A 24989-nucleotide genomic window follows, 5' to 3' on the forward strand; every position below is an offset into this window, starting at 1 on the left:
GGGCTTGAGCCTCCCAGGCGTTAGACCCGCCCTGCCCATCGACGTCGACGCACGGCTGAGAAGAAGATGCCCTGATCGGATCCGGGGAAACGAACGGATCGAGATTGTGCACGCTGTCGTCGGCTGCCCGCGGGGCGGTGTCGTCCGTCACGCCTGATGTGGCGAGCAGGATGCAGGACGCCGGATCCCGCTCCGTCAATCTTGCACCGGCGGCGAGTACGGGTCGCGCGCTGGAGCGCGACCCGACCCGATCCCTTCACGCCGCCGCGAACATCTCCGGCGGCAGGGCCATGATCGCTTCCGCCCCGCCCTCAATCTGGCGTCGCAGCGAACCCGCCTCCGGCAGTACGCGTTCGGCGAAGTAGCGCGCCGTGACCAGCTTGGCGTCGAGGAACGCGGCATCCCCCTGCCCCTCGCCCTTCAGCCTGACCGCCGCGCTCGCCATCCGCAGCCACATCAGCCCGGTCGCGACCGCGCCGACCAGATGCATGTACGGCACCGCGCCCGCGCCGACGTTGTTCGGGTCCTTCATGCCGTTGGCGAGGAACCACATCGTCGCCGCCTGCAACTCGCCCGCCGCCTTCTCGAGCCGTTGCGCGATGTCAGCGACCGCGGGGTTGTTCTTGCCAGTGGCGATCTCCTCCATCACCAGCCGCCCGAACGCCTGCACCGCACGCCCGCCATTCTGCGCCAGCTTGCGGCCGACGAGGTCCATCGCCTGCACGCCGTTGGTGCCTTCATAGATCATCGCGATCCGCGAATCGCGAACGTATTGCTCCATCCCCCACTCGCGGATGTAACCGTGTCCGCCATACACCTGCTGCGCGTTGGTCGCGATCTGATAGCCGCGATCGGTGCCGACGCCCTTGATGACCGGGGTGAGCAGGCCAAGCAAATCGCCCGCGAGCTGACGATCCTCTTCGGCATCGGCATTGTGCTCGAGATCGGCCTGGAGCGCGCCCCACAGACACAAAGCCCGCAGCCCCTCGGTCCACGCCTTGGCATCCATCAGCATCCGGCGGACGTCGGGGTGGACGAACAAGGTGTCCGCCTTCTCACCCGGTTCCGCCGGACCGGTCAGCGCGCGGCCCTGCCGGCGATCCTGCGCATAGTGCACGGCGTTCTGATAGGCGGTTTCGGCAACGCCGAGGCCCTGCAGGCCGACGCCGAGCCGTGCCGCGTTCATCATGATGAACATCGCGGCGAGGCCCTTCATCTCCTCGCCGACCAGCCAGCCGGTCGCGCCGTCATAGTTCATGACGCACGTCGAGTTGCCGTGGATGCCCATCTTGTGCTCGATCGAGCCGCAGGACACTGCGTTGCGCTCCCCGAGCGATCCGTCGTCGTTGACCATCACCTTCGGCACCACGAACAGCGAAATGCCCTTCGAGCTATCCGGCGCGCCCGGCGTCTTGGCCAGTACCAGGTGGATGATGTTGTCGGTCAGGTCATGCTCACCCGCCGAGATGAAGATCTTGGTGCCGGTGATGCTGTAGCTGCCGTCCGCCTGCGGCTCGGCGCGGGTGCGGATCAGCCCCAAATCGGTGCCGCACTGCGGCTCGGTCAGGTTCATCGTGCCGCCCCATTCGCCCGACACCATCCGCGGCAAATATTTCTGCTGCTGCTCGGGGCTGCCTTTCACGACCAGCGCGGCGATCGCGCCGTGGGCGAGCCCCGGATACATGGCGAACGCCATGTTCGCAGAAATCATATATTCCTGGAACGCCGTCGAGACGACATGCGGCATCCCCTGCCCGCCGAACGCTTCCGGCGCGCTGAGCGTACCCCAGCCCGATTCGACGAACCTGGCATAGGCTTCCTTGAAGCCTTTCGGTGTCGTCACGCTGCCGTCCTCGTGCCGCGTGCAGCCCTCCTGATCGCCCGACTGGTTGAGCGGGAACAACACCTCGGCAACGAAGCGTCCGCCCTCCTCCAGCACCGCCTCGACCGTATCGGGGGTAGCGGCGGCGAAGCCGGGAACATTGGCATAGCGATCGAGCCCGACGACATGTTCGAGTACGAAGCGGGTGTCGCGGATCGGCGGCGTATACTGCGGCATCGTCTCACTCTTTCCTGGTTGCGCCGCCGTCGAGCACGCCGACGAATTCGGTCAGCTCGGTGATGGCGGCGTCAAGGTCGTGCTTCTGCTGCTCCAGCGCCGCGATCCGGTCACGGCAGCGCTGTATCGCCACCGCACGCTGCGTCTGGCGACCGTCGCCGAGATCGTAGAGGTCGATCATCTCGCGGATATCGGCGAGGCTGAATCCGACGCGCTTGCCGCGCAGGATCCACGCCAGTCGCGCCCGGTCGCGATGCGAATAGATGCGGACCAGTCCGCGCCGCTCCGGCGCGATCAATCCCTCGTCCTCATAGAAGCGCAACGCGCGCGGCGTAACACCGAACTCCGCCGACAGGTCGGTAATCGTGAAGCTCTCGCGGTCAGGCCGCGGCGATACAACGGCATAGGCAGCAGAAGCGCTCATGGAGCTGAACATACCTTCCCTTTACGTGAACGTCAATTGTCGCACAGCAGCTTTCCGTCGCCGCCACGCAGTCGCTCCGCTTCGCCACCCGCCTCGCTCAGACGGTCGAGCACGAGCGCGTCGAGTGTCGCGCGCCCCTGACAGGCTCGCGCACAGGCCGGCGGACTGCGCGGAGGAAACAGCAAACGATCGCCGTTCCGCGTCGCGGTGAAAAGGCACCCGTTTCCGAGGTCGATCGCCAGCGCGTCGCGACCACGCGCGACGCCTCGGGCGATGCAGCGCTGTCCGTCCCCAAAGTCGACGTTGACGCCCACTCGATAGCGCGCGGCGCTCCCGACGAGGCACAGCCGGTCGTCGCCGGCAGCATAGACGCCACCGGCATCAGCCATGTCGCCGGCGATTCCCGCGCGACGCGCCGCGCTCTCCAGCGCCCGGCCGGCGTCGTCGTCATCGCTGGCGACGGGCGTCGCCGAACAGGCGGCAAGCAGCAGCGATAACGCCACCGCGACGCGCGTCATCCGGCGACGCGCTCCAGACCCGAGGCCGTCAGCCGACGATAGAAGCAACTGGGCGCACCGGTGTGACAGGCCGGACCTGCCGGCTCGGCGATGATCCACAGCGCATCCTGATCGCAGTCGACGCGGATCTCGACGACATGCAGCACATTCCCGGAGGTCTCGCCCTTCTTCCACAAGCGCCCGCGGCTACGCGAGAAGAACGTCGCTTCCCCGGTGGTGCGCGTCGCCTCGACCGCCGCGGCGTCCATATGCGCGACCATCAGCACCATGCCGGTGGCCCGGTCGGTGACCACAGCGGTCACCAGCCCGGCGGCGTCGAACCTGGGCAGGAAATCGCTGCCATTTTCTCGTGAATCGCTCATCTTGGCGACGGCGTAGAACAGCCAACGGCGGGCCACAACGCACGATATCGTCGACCGGTCCGCGGTGGTTGATGACATTCGCGCGACGCTCGCTATATGCGGCTCCGCACAACGCGAGCCTCCCACCGCTTATGCTGACCACACATCCGTTCGACGACGATCATCTGCATGAGGAATGCGGCATCTTCGGTGCTTCCGGCTCGGAGGGCGCGGCCGCGCTCGTCGCGCTGGGCCTCCATGCGCTCCAGCACCGCGGCCAGGAGGCCGCGGGCATCACCAGCTTCGACGGCGATGTCTTCCACACGCATCGCGCGATGGGGCATGTCGCAGGCAATTTCGATCGCGACGACGTGATCCGCGCGCTGGCCGGCGATGTCGCCTGCGGTCACGTCCGTTACTCGACCACCGGCGAGACCGCGCTGCGCAACGTTCAGCCGCTCTATGCGGAATTGCAGTCGGGCGGGTTTGCGATCGCGCACAACGGCAATATCTCAAATGCGATGCGCCTGCGGCGCGAGCTGGTGCGGCGCGGTTCGATCTTCCAGTCGACCTCCGATACCGAGACGATCATCCACCTGGTCGCGACCAGCCAGTATCGTACCTTGCTCGACAAATTCATTGACGCGCTCAAGCAGGTCGAGGGCGCCTATGCATTGATCGTGATGACTCCCGACGGGATGATCGCGTGCCGAGACCCGCTCGGCATCCGACCGCTGGTGATGGGCAAGCTCGGCGAGACCTATATCTTCGCCAGTGAGACTGTCGCCCTCGACGTGGTCGGTGCCACCTTTGAACGCTCGGTCGATCCGGGCGAGCTGGTGATCGTCCAGAATGGCGAATTGCGCTCGATCCGCCCCTTCGAGCAGCTCGCGGCACGACCCTGCATCTTCGAGTGGGTGTATTTCTCGCGTCCCGATTCGATCGTCGACGATCATTCGATCTATTCGGTGCGCAAGAACATCGGTGCGCAACTCGCGATCGAAGCGCCGGTCGACGCTGACCTCGTCATCCCGGTCCCTGACTCGGGCGTGCCGGCGGCGATCGGCTATGCGCAGGAATCGGGCATCCCGTTCGAGCTTGGCATTATCCGTTCGCACTATGTCGGTCGCACCTTCATCCAGCCTGGCGACAAGGTTCGTCATCTGGGCGTCAAGCTGAAGCACAATGCGAACCGCGCGCTGATCCAGGGCAAGAAGGTCGTGCTGATCGATGACTCGATCGTGCGCGGGACCACGTCGCTCAAGATCGTGCAGATGATGCGCGAAGCAGGTGCGGCGGAGGTGCATATGCGCATCGCCTCGCCGCCGACGCGGCATAGCTGCTTCTACGGTGTCGACACGCCCGAGCGCGCCAAGCTGCTCGCGGCGAAACTGGATCTGGGCGGGATGACCGACTTCATCCATGCCGACAGCCTGTCGTTCGTGTCGATCGACGGCCTCTACAAGGCCTTGGGCGAGGCGCAGCGCGCGGAGGGACGGCCGCGATATTGCGATGCGTGCTTTACCGGCGACTATCCGACCACGTTGACCGACCATGACGAGTCGAGTGCGGTCGATCAGTTTGCCATGCTGGCCGAGCGAGTGAACTGACGCGCATGGACAAGTCGTTGAAGGACAAGCTCGCGCTGGTGACCGGCGCGAGCCGCGGGATCGGCGCTGCGACCGCGATCGCACTCGCGGAACAGGGCGCGCACGTCGTCCTGACCGCACGTACCGCCAGCGGGCTCGAAGAGGTCGAGCAGCGGATTTTCGACGCGGGCGGCTCCGCGACGATCGCGCCGCTCGATCTGGCGCAGAGCGATTCGATCGCCCGGCTGGCGACCGCGATTGGCGAGCGCTGGCAAGCGCTGGATGTCATGGTGCTGAATGCCGGCATGCTCGGATCGCTCGCAGCGGTGCCGGCGATCGACGCCAAGGAACTGGCCCAGGTTCTGACGCTCAACGTCTCGGCACAGGTGGCGTTGATCCAGGCGTTCGATTCGATGCTGCGCCGCTCCGCCGCCGCACGCGTCATTGGCGTGACGTCGTCGGTCGGGCGTACACCGCGCGCCTATTGGGGCGCCTATGGTGCCTCGAAAGCGGCGTTCGAGACGCTCCTGGAGGCTTATGGCGACGAAACCGCCGAGGTGAGCAAGATCCGGGTGGCTGTGCTCGATCCGGGCGCAACGCGGACCAAGATGCGGGCGCGGGCCTATCCCGGTGAGGACCCCGCTTCGGTCAAGCCGCCCGAGACGGTTGCGGAGCGGATCGTGGCGTTGGCGATCGAGGGGTTCCCGGTGAACCATCGCGAGCGGGTCGGCTGACTTCACTGTACTGCCGCCCCGGCCTCAATCCGGAGCGACCCGTGTCAACCCGCCTTGACCAGCGTCACCTGCATGACGTCGATGCCGCCGCCGCGAAAACCGCCCTCGCAATACATCAGGTAATAACGCCAGAGTTGCTGGAAGCGCGTGTCGAAGCGGGTCGGCAGTCGCCCTTCGACGACCGCGCGATCGAAACGGCGACGCCATTCGAGCAGCGTTTCGGCATAATCGGGCCCGAAGCTTTGCTCGTCCTGCCACGCCAGCCCGTGCGCCTCGGCGAGCGCGCGGAAACGGCTGGTGGAGAGCAGCGAACCACCGGGAAAAACATAGCGCTGAATGAAGTCGGCGCTGCCGTTATAGGCGTCCCAGATATCGTCGGCGATGGTGATGAATTGCAGCGCAGCGCGGCCACCCGGTTTCAGCACGCGTGCGATCGTCGCGAGATAGGCGGGCCAGTATTCGGGTCCGACTGCCTCGACCATCTCGATGCTGGCAACCGCGTCAAACGTGCCCGCGACATCGCGATAGTCGGTCAGCGCGACCGTGACACCCGCCAGCCCGCGCGCGAGCACATGATCGCGCTGTTCGGTGGATAGCGTCAGCCCGTGCACCGCGACGTCGGAGGCAGCCGCGGTCGCCGCGAACGAACCCCAGCCGCAGCCGATCTCAAGGATCGACTGCCCCGCTGAAGCGGCGGTGCGGCTGAGGATCGCGTCGAGCTTTCGCTGCTGCGCCACCTCCAGCGGCTCACCCGCCACGATGCCGAGCGCGCTTGAATAGGTCAGTGTGGCGTCGAGCCATTCGCGGTAGAAATCGTTCCCCAGGTCGTAATGCGCGGCGATGTTGCGCCGTGCGCCGCTGCGGTCATTGCGGCGCAGGCGATGCCCGAGCCATACCGCGAGCCGGGCGATATGCTTGGCGCGCGCGACATTGCCGAGCGCGGCGCGGTTGCGCACGAACAGATCAAAGACTGGCACCGGATCGGGACTGGTCCAGTCGCCCGCCGCCCACCCTTCGTACCATCCGATCGAACCCGCAGTGACCAGCCGCCACAGCGCACGCCACCGCACCAGCCGCACCACCGCGACCGGCCCCGGCGCATGACCTCCGAGCAACCGCTGCGTACCGTCAGGGAGCTGCGCCTCGATCGCGCCTTCGCGCAGCCCGCGGTCGATGCGATCGAGGATGCGATGCAACATCGGCGCGAACAGCCGCGCGCGGCCCCGTGATGGGGAAGGATGAGAGGTGGCCGCGTCCATGGCGGACGCGCCCTAACGTACCTTCCGGCCCGCCGCCAGCGCGCGTTCGCGTGCCTCGCGGTGCCCGATCAGCTTGGGCGGATAATCGTCGGGGCGGCGGCCGGTGGCGTCTGGATCGTGGATCGCCTCGTCCGTCAGACCTTTCAGCTCAGGCACCCACTGCCGGATGTAGTCGCCCGCATCGAACTTCTCGGACTGGGTCAGCGGCGCCATGATCCGCCCGAACATGTTGGCGTCGATCCCGGTGCCCGCGACCCATTGCCAGTTGACGGCGTTGTTGCCGTAATCGGCGTCGACGAGGCAGTCCCAGAACCAACGCTCACCCTCGCGCCAGTCGATCAGCAGATGCTTGATGAGGAACGAGGCGGTGATCATTCGCACGCGATTGTGCATCCAGCCGGTCTGCCAAAGCTGCCTCATGCCGGCGTCGACGATCGGATAGCCGGTGTGCCCCGTCTGCCACGCGCGTAGATCGGCCGCAGATGCCTTGCCGGTGCGCCACGGAAGCTTGTCGAAGGCGTCGCGGCCGTTCTTGCGGGCATAGTCCGGCAGCGCGAGCACCACGCCATCGGTAAAGTCGCGCCACGCCAGTTCCTTGCGGAAAGTGACCTCATGCGCATCGCTGGCGTACCAGACCGCGCGCGGCGACACCTCGCCGAAATGGAGATGCGGCGACAGCCGCGACGTGCCTTCCTCGGAGGGCAAATTGCGCCGATCGTCATAGCCTTCGAGAGCGAGGGCTGCGATTTTCCGCTGCGCTTCCGCCTCGCCCGGGGTCCAGTCGAACCCGCCCGTCCAATCGGGCTTGGTCGGTAGAAGCTGCCAGTCGGCGAGCTTGTCGCCCCTCGGCCAATGATCCGGGGCGGGAATTGCGTCAGGTGCCGGCAGCGGCTTCTCGGGCGGCAGATGCTCCTGCAAACCCCTCCAGAAGGCCGAATAGATGCGGAACTGTCCACCGGAACCAGTCCTGACCTGCTCGGGCGGAGCGAGATGATTGCCGTCGTGGAGGCACAGGCGTTCGCCGAGCGCCGCCTCCGCCTTGCGCCACCATGGTTCGTAATGCCGTATCGCATGGATCGCCTCGGCCCCGGTCGAGCCCAGCAGTTCGGTGAGGACCGACACCGCAGCGCCGCGGCGCAGGACGAGACGGCTGCCGTGGTCACGCAGCGCGCTGTCAAGCGTGGCAATGCTGTAATGCAGCCACCAGCGCTGCGCGCCGCCGATCCGCCAGTCGCCGGGCGCGTCGTCGTCGAGGATATAGACCGGGATCACCGGTCCCTGCCGCGCGGCGGCGGCGAGCGCCGGCTGATCGTTGAGGCGCAAATCCTGTCGCAGCCAGAGCAAGGTGGTCATCGTTCGGGCTACGAACGATGCGGCTGCGCGGTTCCGGCAAAGGCATCGCCAAGTGTCGAAATCACCCGCACATGACGCGCCGCGATCGCCATCACGTCGTCGCCATAGCCGCCGCCCACCGTACACGCGAGCGGGATGCCGGCGGCAATCGCCAGCCGCGCGACCAGCCGGTCGCGGCGAACCAGCCCGTCCTCGCTGAGCGCCAACCGACCGAGCCGATCGCCAGCGAACGGATCAACACCGCCCTGATAGAGGATCAATGTCGGCTGCCAGTCGGCGATCAGCGGCGCGAGCGTTTCGTCGAGCACCGCCAGATAGGCGTCATCGCTGATCGCATCGGCCAGCGGCACGTCGAGGGTGGATCGCGCCTTGCGCGCGGGGAAGTTCTTCTCGGCATGGATCGAATATGTCGCGATCTGTGGGTGCCCGGCGGTGAGCGCCGCGGTGCCGTCGCCCTGATGCACGTCGACATCGACGATCAGCACGCGCGTGGTCGTTCCTTCCTCGACCAGCCGCAATGCCGCAACCGCCAGATCGTTGAAGACGCAATAACCCGCGCCAGTGTCGGCCAGTGCATGGTGGCTGCCCCCGGCGGTGTTGGCGGCGAAGCCGTGCTCGAGCGCGAGCAAGGCGGCGAGATAGGTGCCGCCGGGTACCATCTGCGCACGACGCGCCACGATTGGTGTGACGGGAAAGCCGATCCGCCGCTCCTTGATCGCGGGCACCTGCGCGGCGAGTACCTGCGCGACATAGTCGGGGTCGTGCGCTGCCTCGAGCCAGCGTTGCGGCATCGGCTCCGGCGCGTGCCAGGTGATCCGGTCGCCCTCGGCGCGCAGCAGATCGCGGATCGCTCCGTTCTTGCCCCAGCGATAGGTGCTGCGCGCGGGTGCCTCGGTGACGTAATCGGGATGGTGGACGATGGCGATCATCGATCTAAAATAGGTGCGGGTGCCCCCGTGCAGGAGTAGCGAATGACCAAGCCTGTCATTGCCGATACGCCGTTCGTCCGGCCTGATGTTGCGGCTTTCCTTGGCTATCTCAACAATCTTCCCGGCCCGCGCACGCACGAGATGGCTGTTGCTGACGCGCGCGCCGCCATGCTGGCGATGTGCGACGTCGCTGATCCGCCACGCGGTGAATTGGCGGTGGTACGCGACCTGACAATCCCCGGCCCGGCCGGCGCACTTTCGGCGCGGCTGTTCGATGCGCGTGCCGAGCGCGCGGCCGGGCCGGCGATCGTCTTCTTCCATGGCGGCGGCTGGGTGATCGGCAGCGTCGATAGCCACGCCAGCCTCGCCGCCGAGATGGCGAGGCAACTCGACCTGCCGGTAATCTCGGTCGACTACCGGCTTGCGCCTGAAGCGCCCTTTCCTGCCGCCGTCGAGGATGCCGAGGCGGCGGCGCGGTGGGTGGCGGAGAGCCCCGCCGCGCTGGAGCGAGCCGTGACCGGCCTCGTGCTGACCGGCGACAGCGCGGGGGGCAATCTGACGATCGTGACCAGCATGGCGCTGCGCGACCGCCCCGCCGCGGTGCCGGTGCTGGTTCAGGCGCCTCTGTATCCGGCAACAGATGCAACACGGCCTTATTCCTCGCTTGACGCCTTCGCTGATGGCTATCTGCTGACGCGCGAGGCGATGGGATGGTTCGGCGACCATTATCGTCCCGATGCGCACGACGCGCGCTTCTCGCCGCTCATCGGTGACGCAACTGCGTTGCCGCCGGCGGTGATCGTCGCGGCGGGACTCGACCCCTTGCGCGATCAGGCGCGCGCCTACGCCGCCGCGCTCGCCTTGGCGGGCGTACCGGTCGCCTATCAGGAGGCGCGTGGCAACATCCACGGCTTCGCGACGCTGCGCCGCGCGATCCCGTCGAGTCAGCAGGATCTTGCCGCCTTTCTGACGGCGGTACGCACGGCCGTCGCGTCGGCGGCGCGCGCTATCGAAAACGCGAAAGCGGCGGGTTGAAGCGCCTCGATACGCGGCCTATTCGACCGGCATGACTGCGCCAGACTCCCTGCCCTACCGCCCGTGTGCGGGCGTGATGCTCCTCAACCGCGACGGACAGGTGTTCGTCGGCCAGCGCATCGATAACGTGCTGGAGGCGTGGCAGATGCCGCAGGGCGGGATCGATCCCGGAGAGGATGCGCAGGCCGCCGCGACGCGGGAATTGTGGGAGGAGACCGGCGTCACCGCCGACAAGGTGACGCTGATCGCCGAGGCGCCCGACGACTTCTTCTACGACCTGCCGCCCGAGATGATCGGCAAGGTCTGGAAGGGCAAATATCGCGGGCAGCAACAGCGTTGGTTCCTGTTCCGCTTCGATGGCGAGGATGGCGACATCCGCATCGACACGCCGCATCCGGAGTTCCGCGCGTGGCGCTGGGCCGACCCGGCCGACCTCCCGCGGTTGATCGTGCCGTTCAAGGCGCAATTGTATCGCGACGTGCTCGCCGCCTTTGCCCCGCATCTGCCGGGTGGCGGCGCCACAGCGCGCTGAGCGACGCCTGCGATGTTGTCGGTGCTGATCGGGACGATGTGCCTTGCCGCGCTGCCGGAGCCGGCCGCCGCCGCGGCACCGCGACGGCGTACCGCGACGCGGCGCGTGCGGCGGCAGACGACGCTCGAACGACCCGAGCTGGAGGTCGAGGCGGTCGTGATCACCGCGCCGCCGCCGGAGGTGCCGCCACCGGTGCTCAACGACGTCGGCGTGACGCTCGGGAAGATACCCGGCCCGGAGATCTCGCCCGAGATGCGCGCGATGCTCGACGCGGCGATGCAGGCCGGCGACGAGGGCGGTGTCGACACGCTGGTGAAATATGCGCGCGCCGGCGATCCGGGTTCACGCGACCTCGTGCTGCGGCGTGCGACGGAGTGGAAGGAGGCTCGTGCCCGCGCGCGCAACGAGCGCGTGCGGCAGGCGAGCGCGTTTCAATTGTGGAGCGGACGCATCGAGGCGGGCGGGTTCGTCTCGACCGGCAATTCCGACGTCACGGGGATAACCGGGGTCGCCGACCTGACGCGCGAGGGCCTGCGCTGGCGGCATCGCGTGTCGGCGCAGGCCGATTTTCAGCGCACCGGTGGTGTGACCAGTCGCGAGCGCTATGCGCTGGGCTATCAGCCGAACTACAAGCTCAACGACCGGGGCTATATCTACGGTAATGGCCAGTATGAGTCGGATCGCTTCCTCGGCTACTTCAATCGATATTCGGCATCGATCGGCGCGGGGTACAGCGTGTTTCGTCGCAACGGCCTCACGCTCGACATCGAACTGGGGCCGGCTTTCCGGCAGACCGACTTCACCGACCGCACGATGCAGGGCAGCCTTGCGGCGCGCGGGAGCATGGAGCTGAACTGGACGCTGTTCAGCGGCCTGACCGCAACCCAAAGCGCCTCCGGCTATTGGGAACGCTACAACAGCACGATCCGCAGCGTATCGGCGATCGAGGCGAAGCTGCTCGGACCGTTGTCGGCGCGGCTGTCGTACACGCTGCAATATGAAAGCGAGCCGCCCCTCGGTCGGGTGACGACCGACGCGACCAGTCGCGCGTCCCTGGTCTACGCGTTCTAGGTCGGATCGACATTCAGCGTAGCCAGATCATGGCGGCGGCGAGATGTACGAAGCCGGTGAAGTGGACGGTGCGGCGATCATAACGTGTGGCGAAGCGGCGGAAGTGTTTGAGGCGGCCGAAGCATCGTTCGATCTGGTTGCGATGCCTGTAGATGCCTGCATCATGCGGGATGGCGACCTTGCGGTTGCGCTTGGACGGGATGACGGCCGCAGCGTTCATGTCNGTGCACCGCCGCCCCCGCCGCCGGGCGCAGGAGCTCCGCCGCCGGCACCGGGCGCTGGTGCCCCGCCGCCTCCTCCGGGAGCCGGCGCTCCGCCGCCGCCCGCGGTGAACGGGCAGGTGCCGCCCGCACCTCGCGCCCCGCGCGCGTAACCGGATCGGGGAGCAGCGCCGCGCGCGCTGCTCCCTTTTTCGTGGGTCAGGCGGTTTCGGGCACCGGGGTCAGCGCCGCGCCGGTGTCGAACCAGCTGATGAGATTATCGACCACCAGTTGCCCCATCGCCGCGCGGGTCTGTTCGGACGCGGAGCCGAGGTGCGGCAGCAGCACGACATTGTCCATGGCGCGCAACTCGGCGGGGACGTGCGGCTCGTCGGCATAGACGTCGAGCCCGGCGGCGAGGATCGTTCCCTTGCGCAGCGCTTCGATCAGCGCCGCTTCGTCCGTGACGCTGCCGCGCGCGACGTTGATGAAAATGCTATCCTTGCCCAGCGCCTCCAGCACCTCTGCGTTGACCAGGTGGCGGGTCGATGGGCCACCGGGGACGATCGCGATCAGTACGTCGCATGCCTGCGCGAGCGCGACCGGCGTGTCGTGATAGGCATAAGCCACATCCTCGCGGCGGGTGCGCTGGTGATAGGCGATCGCGACCTCGAACCCTTCCAGCCGCCGCGCGATCTGCTGCCCGATCGCGCCGAGCCCGAGGATGCCGACCGTCCGTCCACGCAGCGTCGGGGAGAGCGGGAAGGAGGCCTGCTCCCAGCGCCCGTCACGCACATAACGGTCGGCCTGCGGCAAGCGCCGGATCGTCGCGAGCAACAGCCCGAGCGCGAGGTCGGCGACCTCGGCATCGAGCACGCCGGGCGTGTTGGTGACCATGATCCCGCGCGCAGCCGCTGCCTGTGCGTCGATATTGTCATAGCCGACGCCGAAATTGGCGACGATCTCCAGCGCGGGGAGGCGATCGAACAGCGCCGCACCGACCTTCCCGGCAAGCGTATTGGCGGCCAGCCCGCGGATCGCCGCGCCGTGTTCGGCCAGATACGCATCGCCGTCGGGCTGCTCCCACAACCGGTGCAGCGTGAAGCGCGCGTCGAGTGCGGCGATCACCGCCGCAGGCATCGGGGCGGGCATGAGGATGTGTGTGTCGGTCATGCCCGCCAATGTAGCGGCTCGCGCGCTCCGCGTCAGCCGGCCGGCCGCGCGCCGGGCGTGCCGCATTTCGCGAACTTGCCGCTGGCGCCCTTGCAGCGCGTTGCTTTGACGGGCGGGCATTTGACGAATTTGCCGGTTTTCGGATCCTTGCACGGCGCAGCGGCGACGGGCGGGGCCATGAGCGTCAGCGCGGCGGCGACAGCGAGCAGACGAAGCATCGGACATCCTCCAGCCCGATCATCGGGCACGATCGAGATTAAGCCCTTCTTTGTGCGAGGGAAAGGAGAGGGGCTTGCCCGCTCAATGGTTTAGCGGCGATACATTGGCCGAGAAGAGAAGGAGGGGCTGGATGCGACTGATGATGTGGGCGAGCGTGGCGGCGATGCTGGCGAGCGGGGTAGCGCAGGCCGAGCCGGCGAAGCTCGATCCGAAGACTGCGGTCTACGAACTGCGCACTTACTATCCTGCGCCCGGCAAGGCGGCGGCGCTCAACGCGCGCTTCCGCGAGCATACGCTGGGGCTGTTCGCCAGGCACGGCATGACCAATGTCGCTTACTGGAACGAGATTCCTACCGAGGCCGCGCCGGAAGGGCGGGTGGTGTACGTGCTCGCCTATCCCAGTCGCGCGGCGCGTGATGCTGATTGGGCGGCGTTCGGGAAAGACCCGGAGTGGCAGAAGGTGGTCGCGGCTTCCGAGGCGGCGGGCAAGCTGGTGACCAAGGTCGACAGCGTGTTCATGACCGCCACGGATTACTCGCCGCCGATTTTGGGGAAGTAGCCGTCGTTTCGTCATTGCGAGCGTAGCGAAGCAATCCAGGGCGTCCTGATCCGGCTCTGGATTGTTTCGCTACGCTCGCAATGACGGTCGCTCGTGGCCGCGGACTCGATCCGGTCGCGCATTTAAAGACGGCTTGGAGAAGAAGCGTGACCCCGGATCAAGTCCGGGGTGACGGCGGGACGCCACCCGGCTTGAGCAAGTCGAGCACGGCAGCGGTCATCGCGGTTGCGCCGGTGGTGACGACCGCCTGCGGATCGACCTTGAACAGCGGCGAGTGATGCGACGGGATCGGCGGACCGCCCTTTGCCGCCGCGTCGAACGCCGCCTGCTGCGTGCCGCCGACCGCGAAATAATAGCCCTTGATGCCGTACTTCGGCTCGATAAACGCCGCGAAATCCTCGGCACCCATGCCCTTCTGCTGGAACGGGATCACCTTGTCCGCGCCCAGCGTCGTCGCCATCACCGCATTCAGGCGGCGGGCCAGCGCGGCGTCGTTGACCGTCGTCGGCGTGCCCTCGATCACCGTCACCACCGGCAGCTTGTCGGCGGGCATCCCGTTCAGCTCGCCGATGCCGCGCGCGACGCGCCTGATCCCGGCGAGCAGTTGCGCGCGCGTCGCCTCGTCGTTGGCGCGCACCGTCACCTGCAGTTTCGCCTGATCGGAGATGATGTTGTGCTTGAGCCCGGCGTGGAAGCTGCCGACGGTGATGACCGCGGGGCGCAGCGGCTGGCGCTCGCGGCTGACCAGCCCTTGCAGCGCGATGACGAGCTGGCTGGCCATATAGACCGGGTCCTTGCCAGCCTGCGGGCTCGCGCCATGTGCGCCGACGCCGGGGACGACGATGTCGACGCTGTCGGACGAGCTGTACTGGATGTCCTCCGAGGCCGAGACGGTACCCGCCAGCCCTTCGGAATTGGAGTGATAGGCCAGGGCGTAATCGGGTTTGGGGAACCGGGTGTAGAGCCCGTCCTTGACCATCGCCGCCGCGCCGCCGACGCGTTCCTCGGCGGGCTGGACGACGAAGACGATTGTCCCGGCCCAGCGATCCTTCATCGCCGCCAGCCGTCGCGCGGTCGCGACCAGCCCGACGATATGCGTGTCATGCCCACAGGCGTGCATGACCGGCGCCTCGACCCCGTCGACGCCGACCTGCCGGACGGTGCTGGCGTTGGCGAGCCCGGATTTCTCCTCGACCGGCAGCCCGTCCATGTCCGCGCGGACCAGCACGACCGGGCCGGTGCCGTTCTTCAGCACGCCGACCACGCCGGTGCCGCCGACCTTTTCGGTGACCTGCACGCCGGGAATCGCGCGCAACGCCGCCGCCATCTTCGCGGCAGTACGCTCTTCCTTGAACGACAGTTCGGGGTGACGGTGAAAGTCGTCCCACATCGCGGCGAGCGATTTGTCGTAATCGGCGCGGATCGCCGCGGCATAATCGGGCTCGGCGGTCGCCGGCTGTGCGAGCGCACCGAGCGCGACGGCGGCGAGAAGCAGAGAACGCATGGCAAGACCCCCTTGTTTTCCGCAGCCTAGGGTCTGCGTCCGGTCACAACAAGCGACCTGTCTGTCCGATCGTCATTGCGAGCGTAGCCAAGCAATCCAGTGCCGGACCAGGACGCCCTGGATCGCTCCGCTCCGCTCGCAATGACGGAGGTTACATCCGCAGCGTCGCCGACAGATAGAAGCTGCGGCCGTAGAAGCTGCTCTCCTGCCAGATCGCGGGATTGTTGTTGTAATAGGCCTCTTCGCGGCTGTTGTTCAGGTTGATGACGCCGGCCGCGAAGCTGAGATAGTCGGTCGGCGTGAAGCCCCCCGACAGATCGAACTGCGTGCGCGCGCGCACCGTATGGCCTTCGGTCGCGAAGAAGCTGTCCGCGCCATTCTGTTCGTAGGAGCTGCGGTAATTGGCCGACAGCCGCAGGCTGAACAGCCGGTTTTCCCAATAAGGCGTGATGTTCGCGGTGTTCTTCGACAGATTGCGCACCGTGAAGCCGGTGCCGATCGCCACCTTGGTCGGGATCACGCGCGTATAGTTCGCGAGCAGGCCGAAGCCATCGACCGGCAGCCAGCGGTCGAACGACTGGTTCCAGCTCACCTCGACGCCGCGGATGCGGATCGTGCTGGGGTCGTTCGAGGTCTGGGTGATGTTATAGGTGTTGCCCGCGGCATCGACGCAGTCGCCACTGGTCGCGCCGCTGCTGGCGCGCGACAGCGCGGTGCCGTTGAAATTACCCGGGCAGACCAGCGACGAGAAGGTGCCGTTCTTCACCCATTTGTAGAAGCCGTTGATCGACAGCGCGCTGGCCGGCCCGTAATACCATTCGACGCCCAGATCGAGCTGGTCGGCGGTCAGCGGCTTGAGCCCCGACTGGCCGAGATCGACTGTCAGCGTGCGCGTGCCGACCGGGAAGGTGTTGACGGTCGACGAGGTGGTCTGCGCCAGCGAGCTGCGCGAATCGAGGATCGGGCGCACCAGCACCTTGGCGGCGGCGAAGCGCACCTGCAGCGTGCGGGTCGGCTCCAGCACGAGATTCAGGCTCGGCAGGACGTTGTCATATTCCTGCGTCTCGACATATTCGCCGATCTTCTGCGTGACGTCGGTGTAGCTGCCGGTGCGCGGCTGGGTGATGTTGCCGTTCACGACCTGTTTGGTGTGTTCGTAGCGCACGCCGAGATTGCCGCGCAGGGCTGCGCCGAACACCATGCTGTCGAGCGAGGCCATCGCATAGACGGCGGGAATGTAGCGATCGACGGTGTAGCTACCCTCCGGCGCGGGCAGATCGGGCACCGCGATCCCGGCGTTGGCGAGCGCCTGACGATAGCCGGCGGTATCCGGCGCGATCCACGCATTGGGCAGATTGCCGTTGCCGTCGAGGAACCCGCCGACGCCATAGCTGGCTGCCGACAGCGCCGGGAAGAGTGTGCTGGTCGGCCCCGGCCGGTTGGCGATCGAGCCGAGATCGTGGCGGCCGACATCGCGCACGAAGCTTTCGTGGCGGAACTTGGTGCCCGCCGCGAACTGCGAGATTGGCCCGAGCGTCACGTCCTTGGTGACGTCGACCTGCGTCGAGACTTCCTTGCCGGTGGTGCGACGGGTCGCGCCGTTGGGGAATTCATTCCGCACCAGCGTCGCCTGATTGTAGAGCGACGGATCGGACAGGTTTGCCGCAACGGTGTATTTGGGGTTGCGCGGATCGGTGATGTCGAGCGTCGCCGACGGGATGGTGACGCCGACGATCGCGGCATCCTCGCGCGAATAGGCGTAACCGCGCGTGAAGTTGCCAACCGCGCGGACGGCGAGCCCGTCCTCGTCCTTCCACTTCATCGCCAGCGTATAGCCCTGGCTCGACAGCTTGCGGCTTTCCTCCTGCCGGTTGTTCTCCAGCGTGAAGTTGGTCGCGGTGGTCACCTTCGACGCGCCGTCGCTGATGCTGCCGGCGGTCAGCCGCGACGTGTTGAACAGGAACACCTGCTGGTTGACGTCGTACTTGGTGTCGTCGCGCGCGTAGATCGCGGTGGCGTCGATCTCCAGCCGGTCGGTCGGGCGCCATTGCAGGCCGCCGCTGCCGGTCAATTGCTCGATCGAGCGGTCGATGCGGCGATAGCGCGGGCGGCGCGGCACCGCGACCACCGCACCGTCGATCGTCTGCGTCGCCCAGCGATCCTGGAACAGATAGTCGGCGCGATCCTCGAGCTTCTGATAGCCGAGGTTGAGGTACACGCCGAGGCGACCGTCGGCGAACTGGTCGACATAGCTGGCGCCGAACTTGGGTGTGATCGTCTTGCCCGCATATTCGCTGTTCTGCACCTTGGCGGACAGCACGATCTTGCGGTTCTTGTAATCGAGCGGCTGGACGGTCTGGATGTTGATCGTGCCCGACAGCCCGCCGCTATCCATGTCGGGGGTCGGCGACTTCAGTACCTGCACCGCATTCGCCAGCTCGGTCTGGATGATGTCGTAGCGGAAGCCGTCGGTGAAGTCGGCGCTCTTGAAGGTTTGCCCGTTGATCGTGGTCAGCGCATATTGCGGGCCGAGCCCGCGGATGCTGATCGTCGCGCCGCGTCCGTTGATGTTCTGCATCTGCACGCCGGAGATGCGCTGGATCGATTCGGTGATGTTCTGGCTCGGGAACTTGCCGAGATCCTCCGCCGAGATGCCGTCGCTGACGCGCGTGTCGCGGCGCTTGGCATCGAGCGCGGTGGCGATCGAGGCGCGGAAGCCGGTGACGACGACGTCGCCTCCTTCGGCTGCGGCATCGGCGGCGATCGGCTCGCTGGTCGCCGGGGTCGGCGTGACCGGAGCGTTGGGATCGATCGGAACGGTCTGCGCCAGCGCGGCGGGCGCCATGAACCACAACGCCGACCCTGCGGTGCCGAGCAGCATCGTCTTCACCGCGCGCGCTACGCGCGCCGGTTCGCGAACAACAACAGCCATTTTCCCTACCCCCGATTGATCAAGCATGTGACGCATGCCGGTTTGTCCGGTCACGAGCCCTGCTCCTCCTGCGCGATCACGGTGCTTTGGTATTATCCGGCTGTCAATTGGTTTTACACCGGTCCCATATTGCCCTGACCACCATTGAAGATGCCTCTTAATGGAACTTACTAATCCAAAGCAGGTTAACGTTGTCACATCGATCGCATCAAGGCGGTCGTCGTGCGGGGAAAACGGTTGATCGCATCTGTCGCTATGATCGTGGCTGGCCAGGTGGGCAGCTGTGGGTCGGCGCGGCCTGGTCGCGCGGCAAGCGACATGATCGCCGCTCCCCCAGTTATTACGGAGGATCGAGCATGAACAAACATGAGCTGCACGGCGGGGCGCGCTACCTGGGCGGGAAGGTCGAGAAGGCCGCCGGCGATGTCGCGGACAAGCGCGACTGGCAGGCCGATGGCGTGCTCAATCAGGTCGCCGGTGCGGCCGAAAACCTGCTCGGTCGCGCACAATCGGTGGCGAGCGACGTTGCCGACATGACGCCCGGGCTGATCGACGGGGCGCGCGAACGGCTCGGTGATGCCGCTGACCGCGCGAGCGCCGTTGCGCGTCACGGCACCGCGGTCGCGGAAACAACGGTGCGCGAAAATCGCGTCATATCGGTGGCGATTGTCGCCGCGCTTGGCGGCGTGGCGCTCGGCTGGCTGCTGTTCGCGCGACGTCATTGAAGGGGCAGCGGCGGTCGTCATGACCGCCGCGACATGAAAATCAGAGTAACAGGAGTGCGTATGGCGACGAATTTCACGGCGGGCCGGGTGCCGCTGGACGAGCCCGCAATAGTGCGGGCCGGGCGGCGCGTATCGTGGGGCGCAATCTTCGCCGGTGTGGTGATCGCGGTGGCGGTGCAGCTGCTGCTCGGGATCCTCGGCACCGGCATCGGGCTGTCGATGGTCGATCCGGTCGAGGGGACGACGCCGGGCGCGGCGGGGTTCGGGATCGCGGCCGGTATCTACTGGCTGATCACCACCGTCATCGCGCTCGGGTCGGGCGGCTATGCCGCGGCACGCCTGTCGGGCGTGACCGAGAAGTTCGACGCGCTGGCGCACGGGCTGGTCGTATGGGGCGTCACGCTGATCCTGACGCTGTATCTGCTGACCTCGGCGGTCGGCGGGATCATCGGCGGCGCCTTCCGCACCGTGGGATCGGTCGCGGGGGCGGCTGGCGCGACGGTCGGCGCGGTTGCACCGAAAGCGGCGCAGGTTGCCAGTGTGGATGCCGGCGATGTGAAGCAGGAGGCGTCGGCCTATCTGTCGGACGCGCCCAATGATCCGGCGCAAATGACCGCGGAACAGGCGCAGGCCGAGATCGCAAGGCAGCTTCCGGCGCTCGCCCGCGGCGGTGCCGACGGGCAGCGCGCCGAAAGCCGGATCGTCGACGTGGTCGCCGCACAGCGCAAGATCAGCCGCGAACAGGCGCAGGCGCAGGTCACGCGTGCCAAGGCGCAGTTCGTGAAGACCAAGAACGACGCGGTCGAAACGGCCAAGTCGGCGACCGACACCGCCGCCGGGGCTGCCGCCAGCACCTCGTTCATCCTCGTGCTCGCGCTGCTCGCCGGCGCCGGTGCGGCCGCCTTGGGTGCGACGACGGCGACCCGCCGCCGCCTGCGCTGAGTGCCCGCGGCGGGCCAGCGTATCCGGTCCGCCGCACCCTTTTGTTTCGAGAGGAGACGACCATGACCCGCAAAATCGCTCTCACTGCCACCGCCTTCGCGATGCTGGCGCTGTCGGCCTGCAATACCGTTCACGGCGCCGGCAAGGATATGACGTCCGCCGGGAAGGCGGTGTCGAAAGCCTCGGGTGAAAAATAAGCCAGTGATGTGGCGCGCCGCTTAGCGTTGGGCACGCCTCAGATCGGTCTGTCACGGCCCGCTGCGGCGAAAGTCGTGGCGGGCCGCTTGGCTTTTGTTCACCGGGCGCGCTCGCGCGTTGATCAGCTCAGCACGAACGGAAGCGAAGGGCATTCCGGCTCGTATAAAGCCGTCAGCCCGGACTTGACCCGGGGCTCCGCTTTTTTGAACCACTCGGTAGACATGAAGAAGCGGGGCCCCGGATCAAGTCCGGGGCGTCGGGATGTTACCGGGCGAGGCCAGCCGCCGCGCGGGCGCGGGCTTCGATCTCGGGCAACGTGCCCTCGGTCACCCAGCTGCCGCCGACGCACAGCACCGGCCCGATCGCCAGCCAGTCGGGCGCGCTCGCTTCGGTGATCCCGCCGGTCGGGCAGAATTTGCACTGGTAGAAGGGCGCGGCGAGCGCCTTGAGCGCCTTCACCCCGCCGCTGGTCTCGGCCGGGAAGAACTTGAAATGCTCCAGCCCCATGTCGAGCCCGCGCATGATGTCGCCCGCGGTCGCGATGCCCGGCAGCCACGGGATGCCGGCTTCCATGATCGCCTCGCCGGTCTTGGTCGACAGGCCGGGCGAGACGATGAACTCGACGCCAGCGTCCTTCACCTGCGCGACCTGTTCGGTCGACACGACCGTGCCCGCCCCGACGATCGCGCCGGGCACCTGCCGCATCTCGCGGATTGCATCGAGCGCGGCGGGGGTGCGCAGCGTCACCTCCAGCACCTTCAGCCCGCCCGCGACCAGCGCCTCGGCGAGCGGACGCGCCTGCGCGGCGTCGTGGATGACCAGCACCGGGATCACCGGGCTGGTGCGCATGACGGTTTCGATCTGGCTCACGATTGATGCTCCTGCGCGAAGGCGGCCGCGGCACCGAACAGGCCCGGCTGCGGATGGGTGATGAGCTTGACCGGGATCGCCGACATCAGCGACTGGAACCGGCCCTTGGCGACGAAGCGCTGGTCGAAGCCCGAGCGCAGCAGCTTGTCCTTGATGCGCAGGCCCAGCCCGCCCGCGATCACGACGCCCTTCGCGCCATGCGCCAGCGCCAGATCGCCCGCCACCGCGCCCAGCGCGAGACAGAAGCGATCGAGCGCCGCGAGCGCGATCGAGTCGGTGCCCTCCAGCGCCTCGGTCCAGATCGCCTTGTCGTCCTTGTGGATATAGGCGCGGCCTTCGAGCTCGGCGAGCGTCTCGTAGATCGCGACGATCCCCGGCCCGGCGACGATCCGCTCGGCCGACACGCGCGTGTAGGTCTTGCGCAGCCGCTTGAGCAACGCATCCTCGATCCCGTCGAGCGGAGCGTAATCCATGTGTCCGCCCTCGGTGGGCAGCACGCGGTAGCGGCCGTCCTGCCTGTAGACCTGCGCGACGCCCAGCCCGGTGCCGGGGCCGCACACCGTCGTGACGCCCTCGCCCGGCAGCGGCGCGTCGGGGCCGCAGAGATGCTCGAAATCGGCATCGGGCAATTGCCCGACGGCATGGCCGATCGCGCCGAAATCGTTGATGATCGTCCAGGTCGACGCGCCGAGCCGCTCGGGGATCAGCGACGGGCGGATCACCCACGGGTTGTTCGTCATGCGGATCACGTCGCCGGTGATCGGCGAGGCGACCGCGATCGCCGCGGCGTCGGGCAAGGTGCCACCCATCCGCTCGCGGAACGCCTCATAGGCGGTCTGGAGGCTGGCGTGCTCGGCAGTCTTGAGCGTGACCGGCTCGCCCAGCGAGACGACATGCCCTTCCTCGACATCTGCGATGGCGAAGCGCGCGTGCGTGCCCCCGATATCGACCGCTACGACCTGCATCATCTAACTCCCTCTCACCGGTGCGGAGGGCGCCGGGGTGAGGGGCCGCCACCGGCGGCACCGCTCGTGGCGCCTCTCTCCCGACCCTCTCCACGACGGGGAGAGGGCCAATGTATCAAAGACCCGCGCCGGCCAGCACCGCGCTCGCGCCCTTTTCGGCCTCGTCGGCGAGCCCGCGGAACATGCCGAACAATTCGCGGCCCATGCCGGTCGCCGGTGCGGGCGTCGGCGCCTGTTCGCGCGCTGCCCATTCGTCGGCGGGCACTAGCGCCTCCAGCGTTCCGGCCTCGGCATCGACGCGGATCAGGTCGCCGTCGCGGATCAGCCCGATCGCGCCGCCGACCCCATTCAGACCGGGCAGCGCCTCGGGCGAGCAATGAATCGCGCACGGCACCTTGCCGCTCGCGCCCGACATCCGCCCATCGGTGACGAGCGCGACCTTGAAGCCGCGGTTCTGGAGCACGCCGAGCGGCGGGGTAAGCTTGTGCAGCTCGGGCATCCCGTTGGCGCGCGGCCCCTGAAAGCGGACCACGACCACGACGTCCTGCTCCAGCTCGCCGTTCTTGAACGCCTCGAGCACCTCGAGCTGGTCGGCGAAGACGCGGGCGGGCGCCTCGACGATCCAGCGCTCGCGCTCGACCGCCGAGACCTTGATGCACGCGCGGCCGATGTTGCCCTGCAGGATGCGCATCCCGCCGTCGGGCGAGAACGGCGCATCGGCAGGGCGGAGGATCGTCTCGTCACCGCTGTCGCCCGCCGGGGTCCAGGTCAGCGCGTCACCTTCGAGCGTCGGCGCGGCGGCGTAGGCGGTCAGATCGTCGCCCGCGACGGTCATGATGTCGCGGTGCAGATAGCCCGCCGCCAGCAACTCCTTGATGACATAGGGCATCCCGCCCGCCGCCTCGAAGCCGTTCACGTCCGCCGACCCGTTCGGATAGACGCGCGCGATCAACGGCACCGCCGCCGACAGCCGGTCGAAATCCTCCCAGTCGATCACGATCCCGGCCGCGCGCGCGATCGCGGGCAGGTGGAGCAAATGGTTGGTCGACCCGCCGGTCGCCAGCAGGCCGACCGCGGCGTTGACCACCGCCTTCTCGTCGACGCACGCGCCGAGCGGGCGGTAATCGTCGCCGTGCGCGCCGATCGTCGCAAGCCGGTGGACCGCGGCACGGGTCAGTTCCTGCCGCAGCTTGGTGCCCGGATTAACGAACGCCGCACCCGGCATGTGGAGGCCCATCACCTCCATCATCATCTGGTTGGTGTTAGCGGTGCCGTAGAAGGTGCAGGTGCCTTGCGTGTGATAGGCGGCGATCTCCGCGTCCAGCAGCTCCTCGCGCCCGCAATCGCCGGTCGCGAAACGCTCGCGCACTGCCGCCTTGGCCTTGTTGGGGAGGCCCGAGGGCATCGGCCCGCCGGGGATCAGGATCATCGGCAGATGCCCGAAGCGCAACGCGCCCATCAGCAGGCCGGGGACGATCTTGTCGCAGATGCCGAGCAGCGCCGCGCCCTCGAACGTGCCGTGGCTCAGCGCCACCGCGGTCGACAGCGCGATCGTGTCGCGGCTGAACAGCGACAGCTCCATGCCGGCATAGCCCTGCGTCACGCCGTCGCACATCGCCGGCACGCCGCCCGCCACCTGCGCGGTCGCGCCGACCTCGCGCGCCCAGACCTTCATCTGCTCGGGATAGCGATAATAGACCGCGTGCGCCGACAGCATGTCATTGTACGCGGTCACCAGCCCGATGTTCATCGCCTGATGCTGCGTCTTCATCGCCTCGCGGTCTTCAGGCGTGCCCGCATAGGCATGCGCGAGGTTCGCGCAGCCGAGCCGCGGGCGACCGATCCAGCCCTGCCGCTCGCGCTCGATCAGCGAGAGATACGCCTGACGCGTCGGGCGGCTGCGTTCGATGATCCGGTCGGTAACGGCGCTGACGGCGGGGTTCATGATCTTGCGTCCTCGTCATGCCGGGCTCGTCCCGGCACCCGCGGCCCCGCGGGGCCGTAGGGGTAAGCCTTTGCGTCACCACGCCCTTCGGAACAAGGGCGCGGCGACGAGCGGCATACGTATTCGCGCGTTTACGCGGCCCAGTGGATGTCGACGGGCAGCTCGGCATCCGCCAGCACGCGCCCGATCGGATAGGGCGAGCCCGCGCCCTCCTTGATGGCGTCCTCGATTACCTTGCGCTTGGCATCACCGGTCACCGCGATCATCAGCGCGCGGGCGGTGACGATACCCTGCCGGGTCAGCGTCACCCGCGCGACCGGCGCCTCGGGCGGCAGCGGATCGGGCATGACGCCGATCGCGCGGCGTTCCTTTGGTCCGTTGAGCGCCTCGTCGTAATCCGGGCCGGGGAAGATCGATGCGGTATGCCCGTCGCCACCGACGCCGAGCAGGCACAGGTCGAGCGGCCAGTGCAGGTCCTGCATCAGCGCATCGGCCGAGCGCCCGGCCGCCTTGTAATCGTCGGTCGCCTTGGGGACGATCGGCATGACACGCGCGCCCTTCGGAATGAAGATCTTGCCGAGGGCGGTGACGTTCGACAGCGTATCGCCCAGCGGGACGATCCGCTCGTCGCCGGGGATGATCGTCACACGCTTCCAGTCGAGCTTGGCCTTGGCCAGCTTTTCATAGGCGGGCAGGGGCGTCTTGCCACCCGCCAGCGCGATCACCGCCGAGCCGCGCGCGTCGATCGCGCTTTCGATGACGAACTGGATGTCGCCCGCGACCGCATCGGCCAGCTCGGCGGCGTCGTCATATTCCCACCATTCGATTTCGGTCATGTCGTACTGCCTTATGAAATCACGTCATCCCCGCGAAGGCGGGGATCCAGAAACGCTGACCGTCCGGTCGATCGCAC

The 24989-nt window shown here is 67.4% G+C and carries 25 protein-coding genes; 9 read left to right on the plus strand and 16 right to left on the minus strand.

Annotated elements, in window-relative coordinates:
* Nucleotides 1-256 precede the first annotated feature (256 nt).
* From BACI71_RS08470 to hisI, 4 genes are read right to left on the minus strand one after another with little or no spacing between them, the layout of a single operon-like run.
* Nucleotides 257-2059: an acyl-CoA dehydrogenase C-terminal domain-containing protein gene (locus tag BACI71_RS08470; protein ID WP_159757542.1), complete on the minus strand. Its 1803-nt coding sequence runs from the start codon at nt 2057-2059 to the stop codon at nt 257-259.
* A 4-nt stretch (nt 2060-2063) separates the two neighbouring features.
* Nucleotides 2064-2483 (minus strand): MerR family transcriptional regulator, encoded by a 420-nt coding sequence (locus BACI71_RS08475; RefSeq protein WP_028965930.1) that lies wholly within the window; start codon nt 2481-2483, stop codon nt 2064-2066.
* Between the two features lie 32 nt (nt 2484-2515).
* Nucleotides 2516-3001, minus strand: a complete 486-nt coding sequence (locus BACI71_RS08480) for a hypothetical protein (RefSeq protein WP_159757545.1) — start codon at nt 2999-3001, stop codon at nt 2516-2518.
* On the minus strand, nt 2998-3363 hold the full coding sequence (hisI, locus tag BACI71_RS08485) for a phosphoribosyl-AMP cyclohydrolase (RefSeq protein ID WP_159757550.1): 366 nt from the start codon (nt 3361-3363) through the stop codon (nt 2998-3000). Before hisI ends, BACI71_RS08480 begins: the two co-directional genes overlap by 4 nt.
* 131 nt (nt 3364-3494) lie before the next feature.
* Here hisI and purF point away from each other — a divergent pair, with 131 nt between their 5' ends.
* Nucleotides 3495-4952 carry an amidophosphoribosyltransferase gene (gene purF / locus BACI71_RS08490; RefSeq protein WP_159757553.1) on the plus strand — a complete coding sequence of 486 codons (1458 nt, stop codon included), beginning with the start codon at nt 3495-3497 and terminating at the stop codon, nt 4950-4952.
* A 5-nt stretch (nt 4953-4957) separates the two neighbouring features.
* Nucleotides 4958-5665 carry an SDR family NAD(P)-dependent oxidoreductase gene (locus BACI71_RS08495; protein WP_159757556.1) on the plus strand — a complete coding sequence of 236 codons (708 nt, stop codon included), beginning with the start codon at nt 4958-4960 and terminating at the stop codon, nt 5663-5665.
* 44 nt (nt 5666-5709) lie between these two features.
* Here BACI71_RS08495 and BACI71_RS08500 read toward each other — a convergent pair whose 3' ends face one another.
* From BACI71_RS08500 to BACI71_RS08510, 3 genes are read right to left on the minus strand one after another with little or no spacing between them, the layout of a single operon-like run.
* Nucleotides 5710-6924, minus strand: a complete 1215-nt coding sequence (locus tag BACI71_RS08500; RefSeq protein WP_159757559.1) for an SAM-dependent methyltransferase — start codon at nt 6922-6924, stop codon at nt 5710-5712.
* Nucleotides 6925-6936: 12 nt separating this feature from the next.
* On the minus strand, nt 6937-8277 hold the full coding sequence (locus BACI71_RS08505) for a cryptochrome/photolyase family protein (protein ID WP_159757562.1): 1341 nt from the start codon (nt 8275-8277) through the stop codon (nt 6937-6939).
* Nucleotides 8278-8285: 8 nt separating this feature from the next.
* Nucleotides 8286-9206 carry a histone deacetylase family protein gene (locus tag BACI71_RS08510; RefSeq protein ID WP_159757565.1) on the minus strand — a complete coding sequence of 307 codons (921 nt, stop codon included), beginning with the start codon at nt 9204-9206 and terminating at the stop codon, nt 8286-8288.
* 42 nt (nt 9207-9248) lie between these two features.
* Between BACI71_RS08510 and BACI71_RS08515 the strand changes: the two genes are divergently transcribed.
* Genes BACI71_RS08515 through BACI71_RS08525 form a run of 3 tightly spaced genes read left to right on the plus strand, consistent with a single transcriptional unit; the run spans nt 9249 to nt 11844 of the window.
* Nucleotides 9249-10241: an alpha/beta hydrolase gene (locus BACI71_RS08515; RefSeq protein WP_159757568.1), complete on the plus strand. Its 993-nt coding sequence runs from the start codon at nt 9249-9251 to the stop codon at nt 10239-10241.
* A 31-nt stretch (nt 10242-10272) separates the two neighbouring features.
* The gene (locus BACI71_RS08520; protein ID WP_159757572.1) at nt 10273-10773 is read left to right on the plus strand and encodes an RNA pyrophosphohydrolase; all 501 of its coding nucleotides are present in this window, start codon (nt 10273-10275) and stop codon (nt 10771-10773) included.
* 12 nt (nt 10774-10785) lie between these two features.
* Complete coding sequence (locus BACI71_RS08525; protein WP_236552904.1) at nt 10786-11844, plus strand: DUF481 domain-containing protein; 1059 nt, start codon at nt 10786-10788, stop codon at nt 11842-11844.
* Between the two features lie 13 nt (nt 11845-11857).
* On the opposite strand, the gene BACI71_RS08530 is transcribed toward BACI71_RS08525, so the two are convergent.
* The 3 genes from BACI71_RS08530 to BACI71_RS08540 all read right to left on the minus strand — a co-directional run.
* Nucleotides 11858-12067: transposase (locus tag BACI71_RS08530; protein ID WP_236552905.1), on the minus strand; the 210-nt coding region annotated here is incomplete at its 5' end.
* A gap of 196 nt (nt 12068-12263) precedes the next feature.
* Nucleotides 12264-13217: a 2-hydroxyacid dehydrogenase gene (locus tag BACI71_RS08535; protein WP_159757578.1), complete on the minus strand. Its 954-nt coding sequence runs from the start codon at nt 13215-13217 to the stop codon at nt 12264-12266.
* A gap of 32 nt (nt 13218-13249) precedes the next feature.
* A complete protein-coding gene (locus BACI71_RS08540) occupies nt 13250-13435 on the minus strand; it encodes a hypothetical protein (protein ID WP_159757581.1) in 186 nt (61 codons plus the stop codon).
* 131 nt (nt 13436-13566) lie between these two features.
* On the opposite strand from BACI71_RS08540, the gene BACI71_RS08545 reads away from it, so the two are divergent.
* Nucleotides 13567-13995 (plus strand): NIPSNAP family protein, encoded by a 429-nt coding sequence (locus BACI71_RS08545; RefSeq protein WP_159757584.1) that lies wholly within the window; start codon nt 13567-13569, stop codon nt 13993-13995.
* A gap of 157 nt (nt 13996-14152) precedes the next feature.
* Here the strand turns inward: BACI71_RS08545 and BACI71_RS08550 are convergent, their stop codons facing one another.
* Together BACI71_RS08550 and BACI71_RS08555 are read right to left on the minus strand one after the other, a co-directional pair.
* Complete coding sequence (locus BACI71_RS08550) at nt 14153-15499, minus strand: amidohydrolase (protein ID WP_159757587.1); 1347 nt, start codon at nt 15497-15499, stop codon at nt 14153-14155.
* Nucleotides 15500-15650: 151 nt separating this feature from the next.
* On the minus strand, nt 15651-18431 hold the full coding sequence (locus BACI71_RS08555; RefSeq protein ID WP_236552906.1) for a TonB-dependent receptor: 2781 nt from the start codon (nt 18429-18431) through the stop codon (nt 15651-15653).
* A gap of 356 nt (nt 18432-18787) precedes the next feature.
* On the opposite strand from BACI71_RS08555, the gene BACI71_RS08560 reads away from it, so the two are divergent.
* The 3 genes from BACI71_RS08560 to BACI71_RS08570 all read left to right on the plus strand — a co-directional run bounded on the left by BACI71_RS08560 (nt 18788) and on the right by BACI71_RS08570 (nt 20295).
* Entirely contained in the window at nt 18788-19156 is a 369-nt protein-coding gene (locus BACI71_RS08560) for a CsbD family protein (RefSeq protein ID WP_159757590.1), read from the plus strand.
* Between the two features lie 60 nt (nt 19157-19216).
* On the plus strand, nt 19217-20098 hold the full coding sequence (locus BACI71_RS08565) for a hypothetical protein (RefSeq protein WP_159757593.1): 882 nt from the start codon (nt 19217-19219) through the stop codon (nt 20096-20098).
* 62 nt (nt 20099-20160) lie between these two features.
* A complete protein-coding gene (locus BACI71_RS08570; protein WP_159757596.1) occupies nt 20161-20295 on the plus strand; it encodes an entericidin A/B family lipoprotein in 135 nt (44 codons plus the stop codon).
* Between the two features lie 265 nt (nt 20296-20560).
* Here the strand turns inward: BACI71_RS08570 and eda are convergent, their stop codons facing one another.
* The 4 genes from eda to pgl all read right to left on the minus strand — a co-directional run bounded on the left by eda (nt 20561) and on the right by pgl (nt 24912).
* Nucleotides 20561-21145 carry a bifunctional 4-hydroxy-2-oxoglutarate aldolase/2-dehydro-3-deoxy-phosphogluconate aldolase gene (eda, locus tag BACI71_RS08575; RefSeq protein ID WP_443018501.1) on the minus strand — a complete coding sequence of 195 codons (585 nt, stop codon included), beginning with the start codon at nt 21143-21145 and terminating at the stop codon, nt 20561-20563.
* Between the two features lie 17 nt (nt 21146-21162).
* Nucleotides 21163-22131 (minus strand): glucokinase, encoded by a 969-nt coding sequence (glk, locus tag BACI71_RS08580; RefSeq protein ID WP_159761022.1) that lies wholly within the window; start codon nt 22129-22131, stop codon nt 21163-21165.
* Between the two features lie 115 nt (nt 22132-22246).
* A complete protein-coding gene (edd, locus tag BACI71_RS08585; RefSeq protein WP_159757602.1) occupies nt 22247-24076 on the minus strand; it encodes a phosphogluconate dehydratase in 1830 nt (609 codons plus the stop codon).
* A gap of 131 nt (nt 24077-24207) precedes the next feature.
* The gene (gene pgl / locus BACI71_RS08590) at nt 24208-24912 is read right to left on the minus strand and encodes a 6-phosphogluconolactonase (RefSeq protein ID WP_159757605.1); all 705 of its coding nucleotides are present in this window, start codon (nt 24910-24912) and stop codon (nt 24208-24210) included.
* Nucleotides 24913-24989 lie beyond the last annotated feature (77 nt).

It is taken from the genome of Sphingomonas sp. 8AM, assembly GCF_902506455.1.
Classification (GTDB): domain Bacteria; phylum Pseudomonadota; class Alphaproteobacteria; order Sphingomonadales; family Sphingomonadaceae; genus Sphingomonas.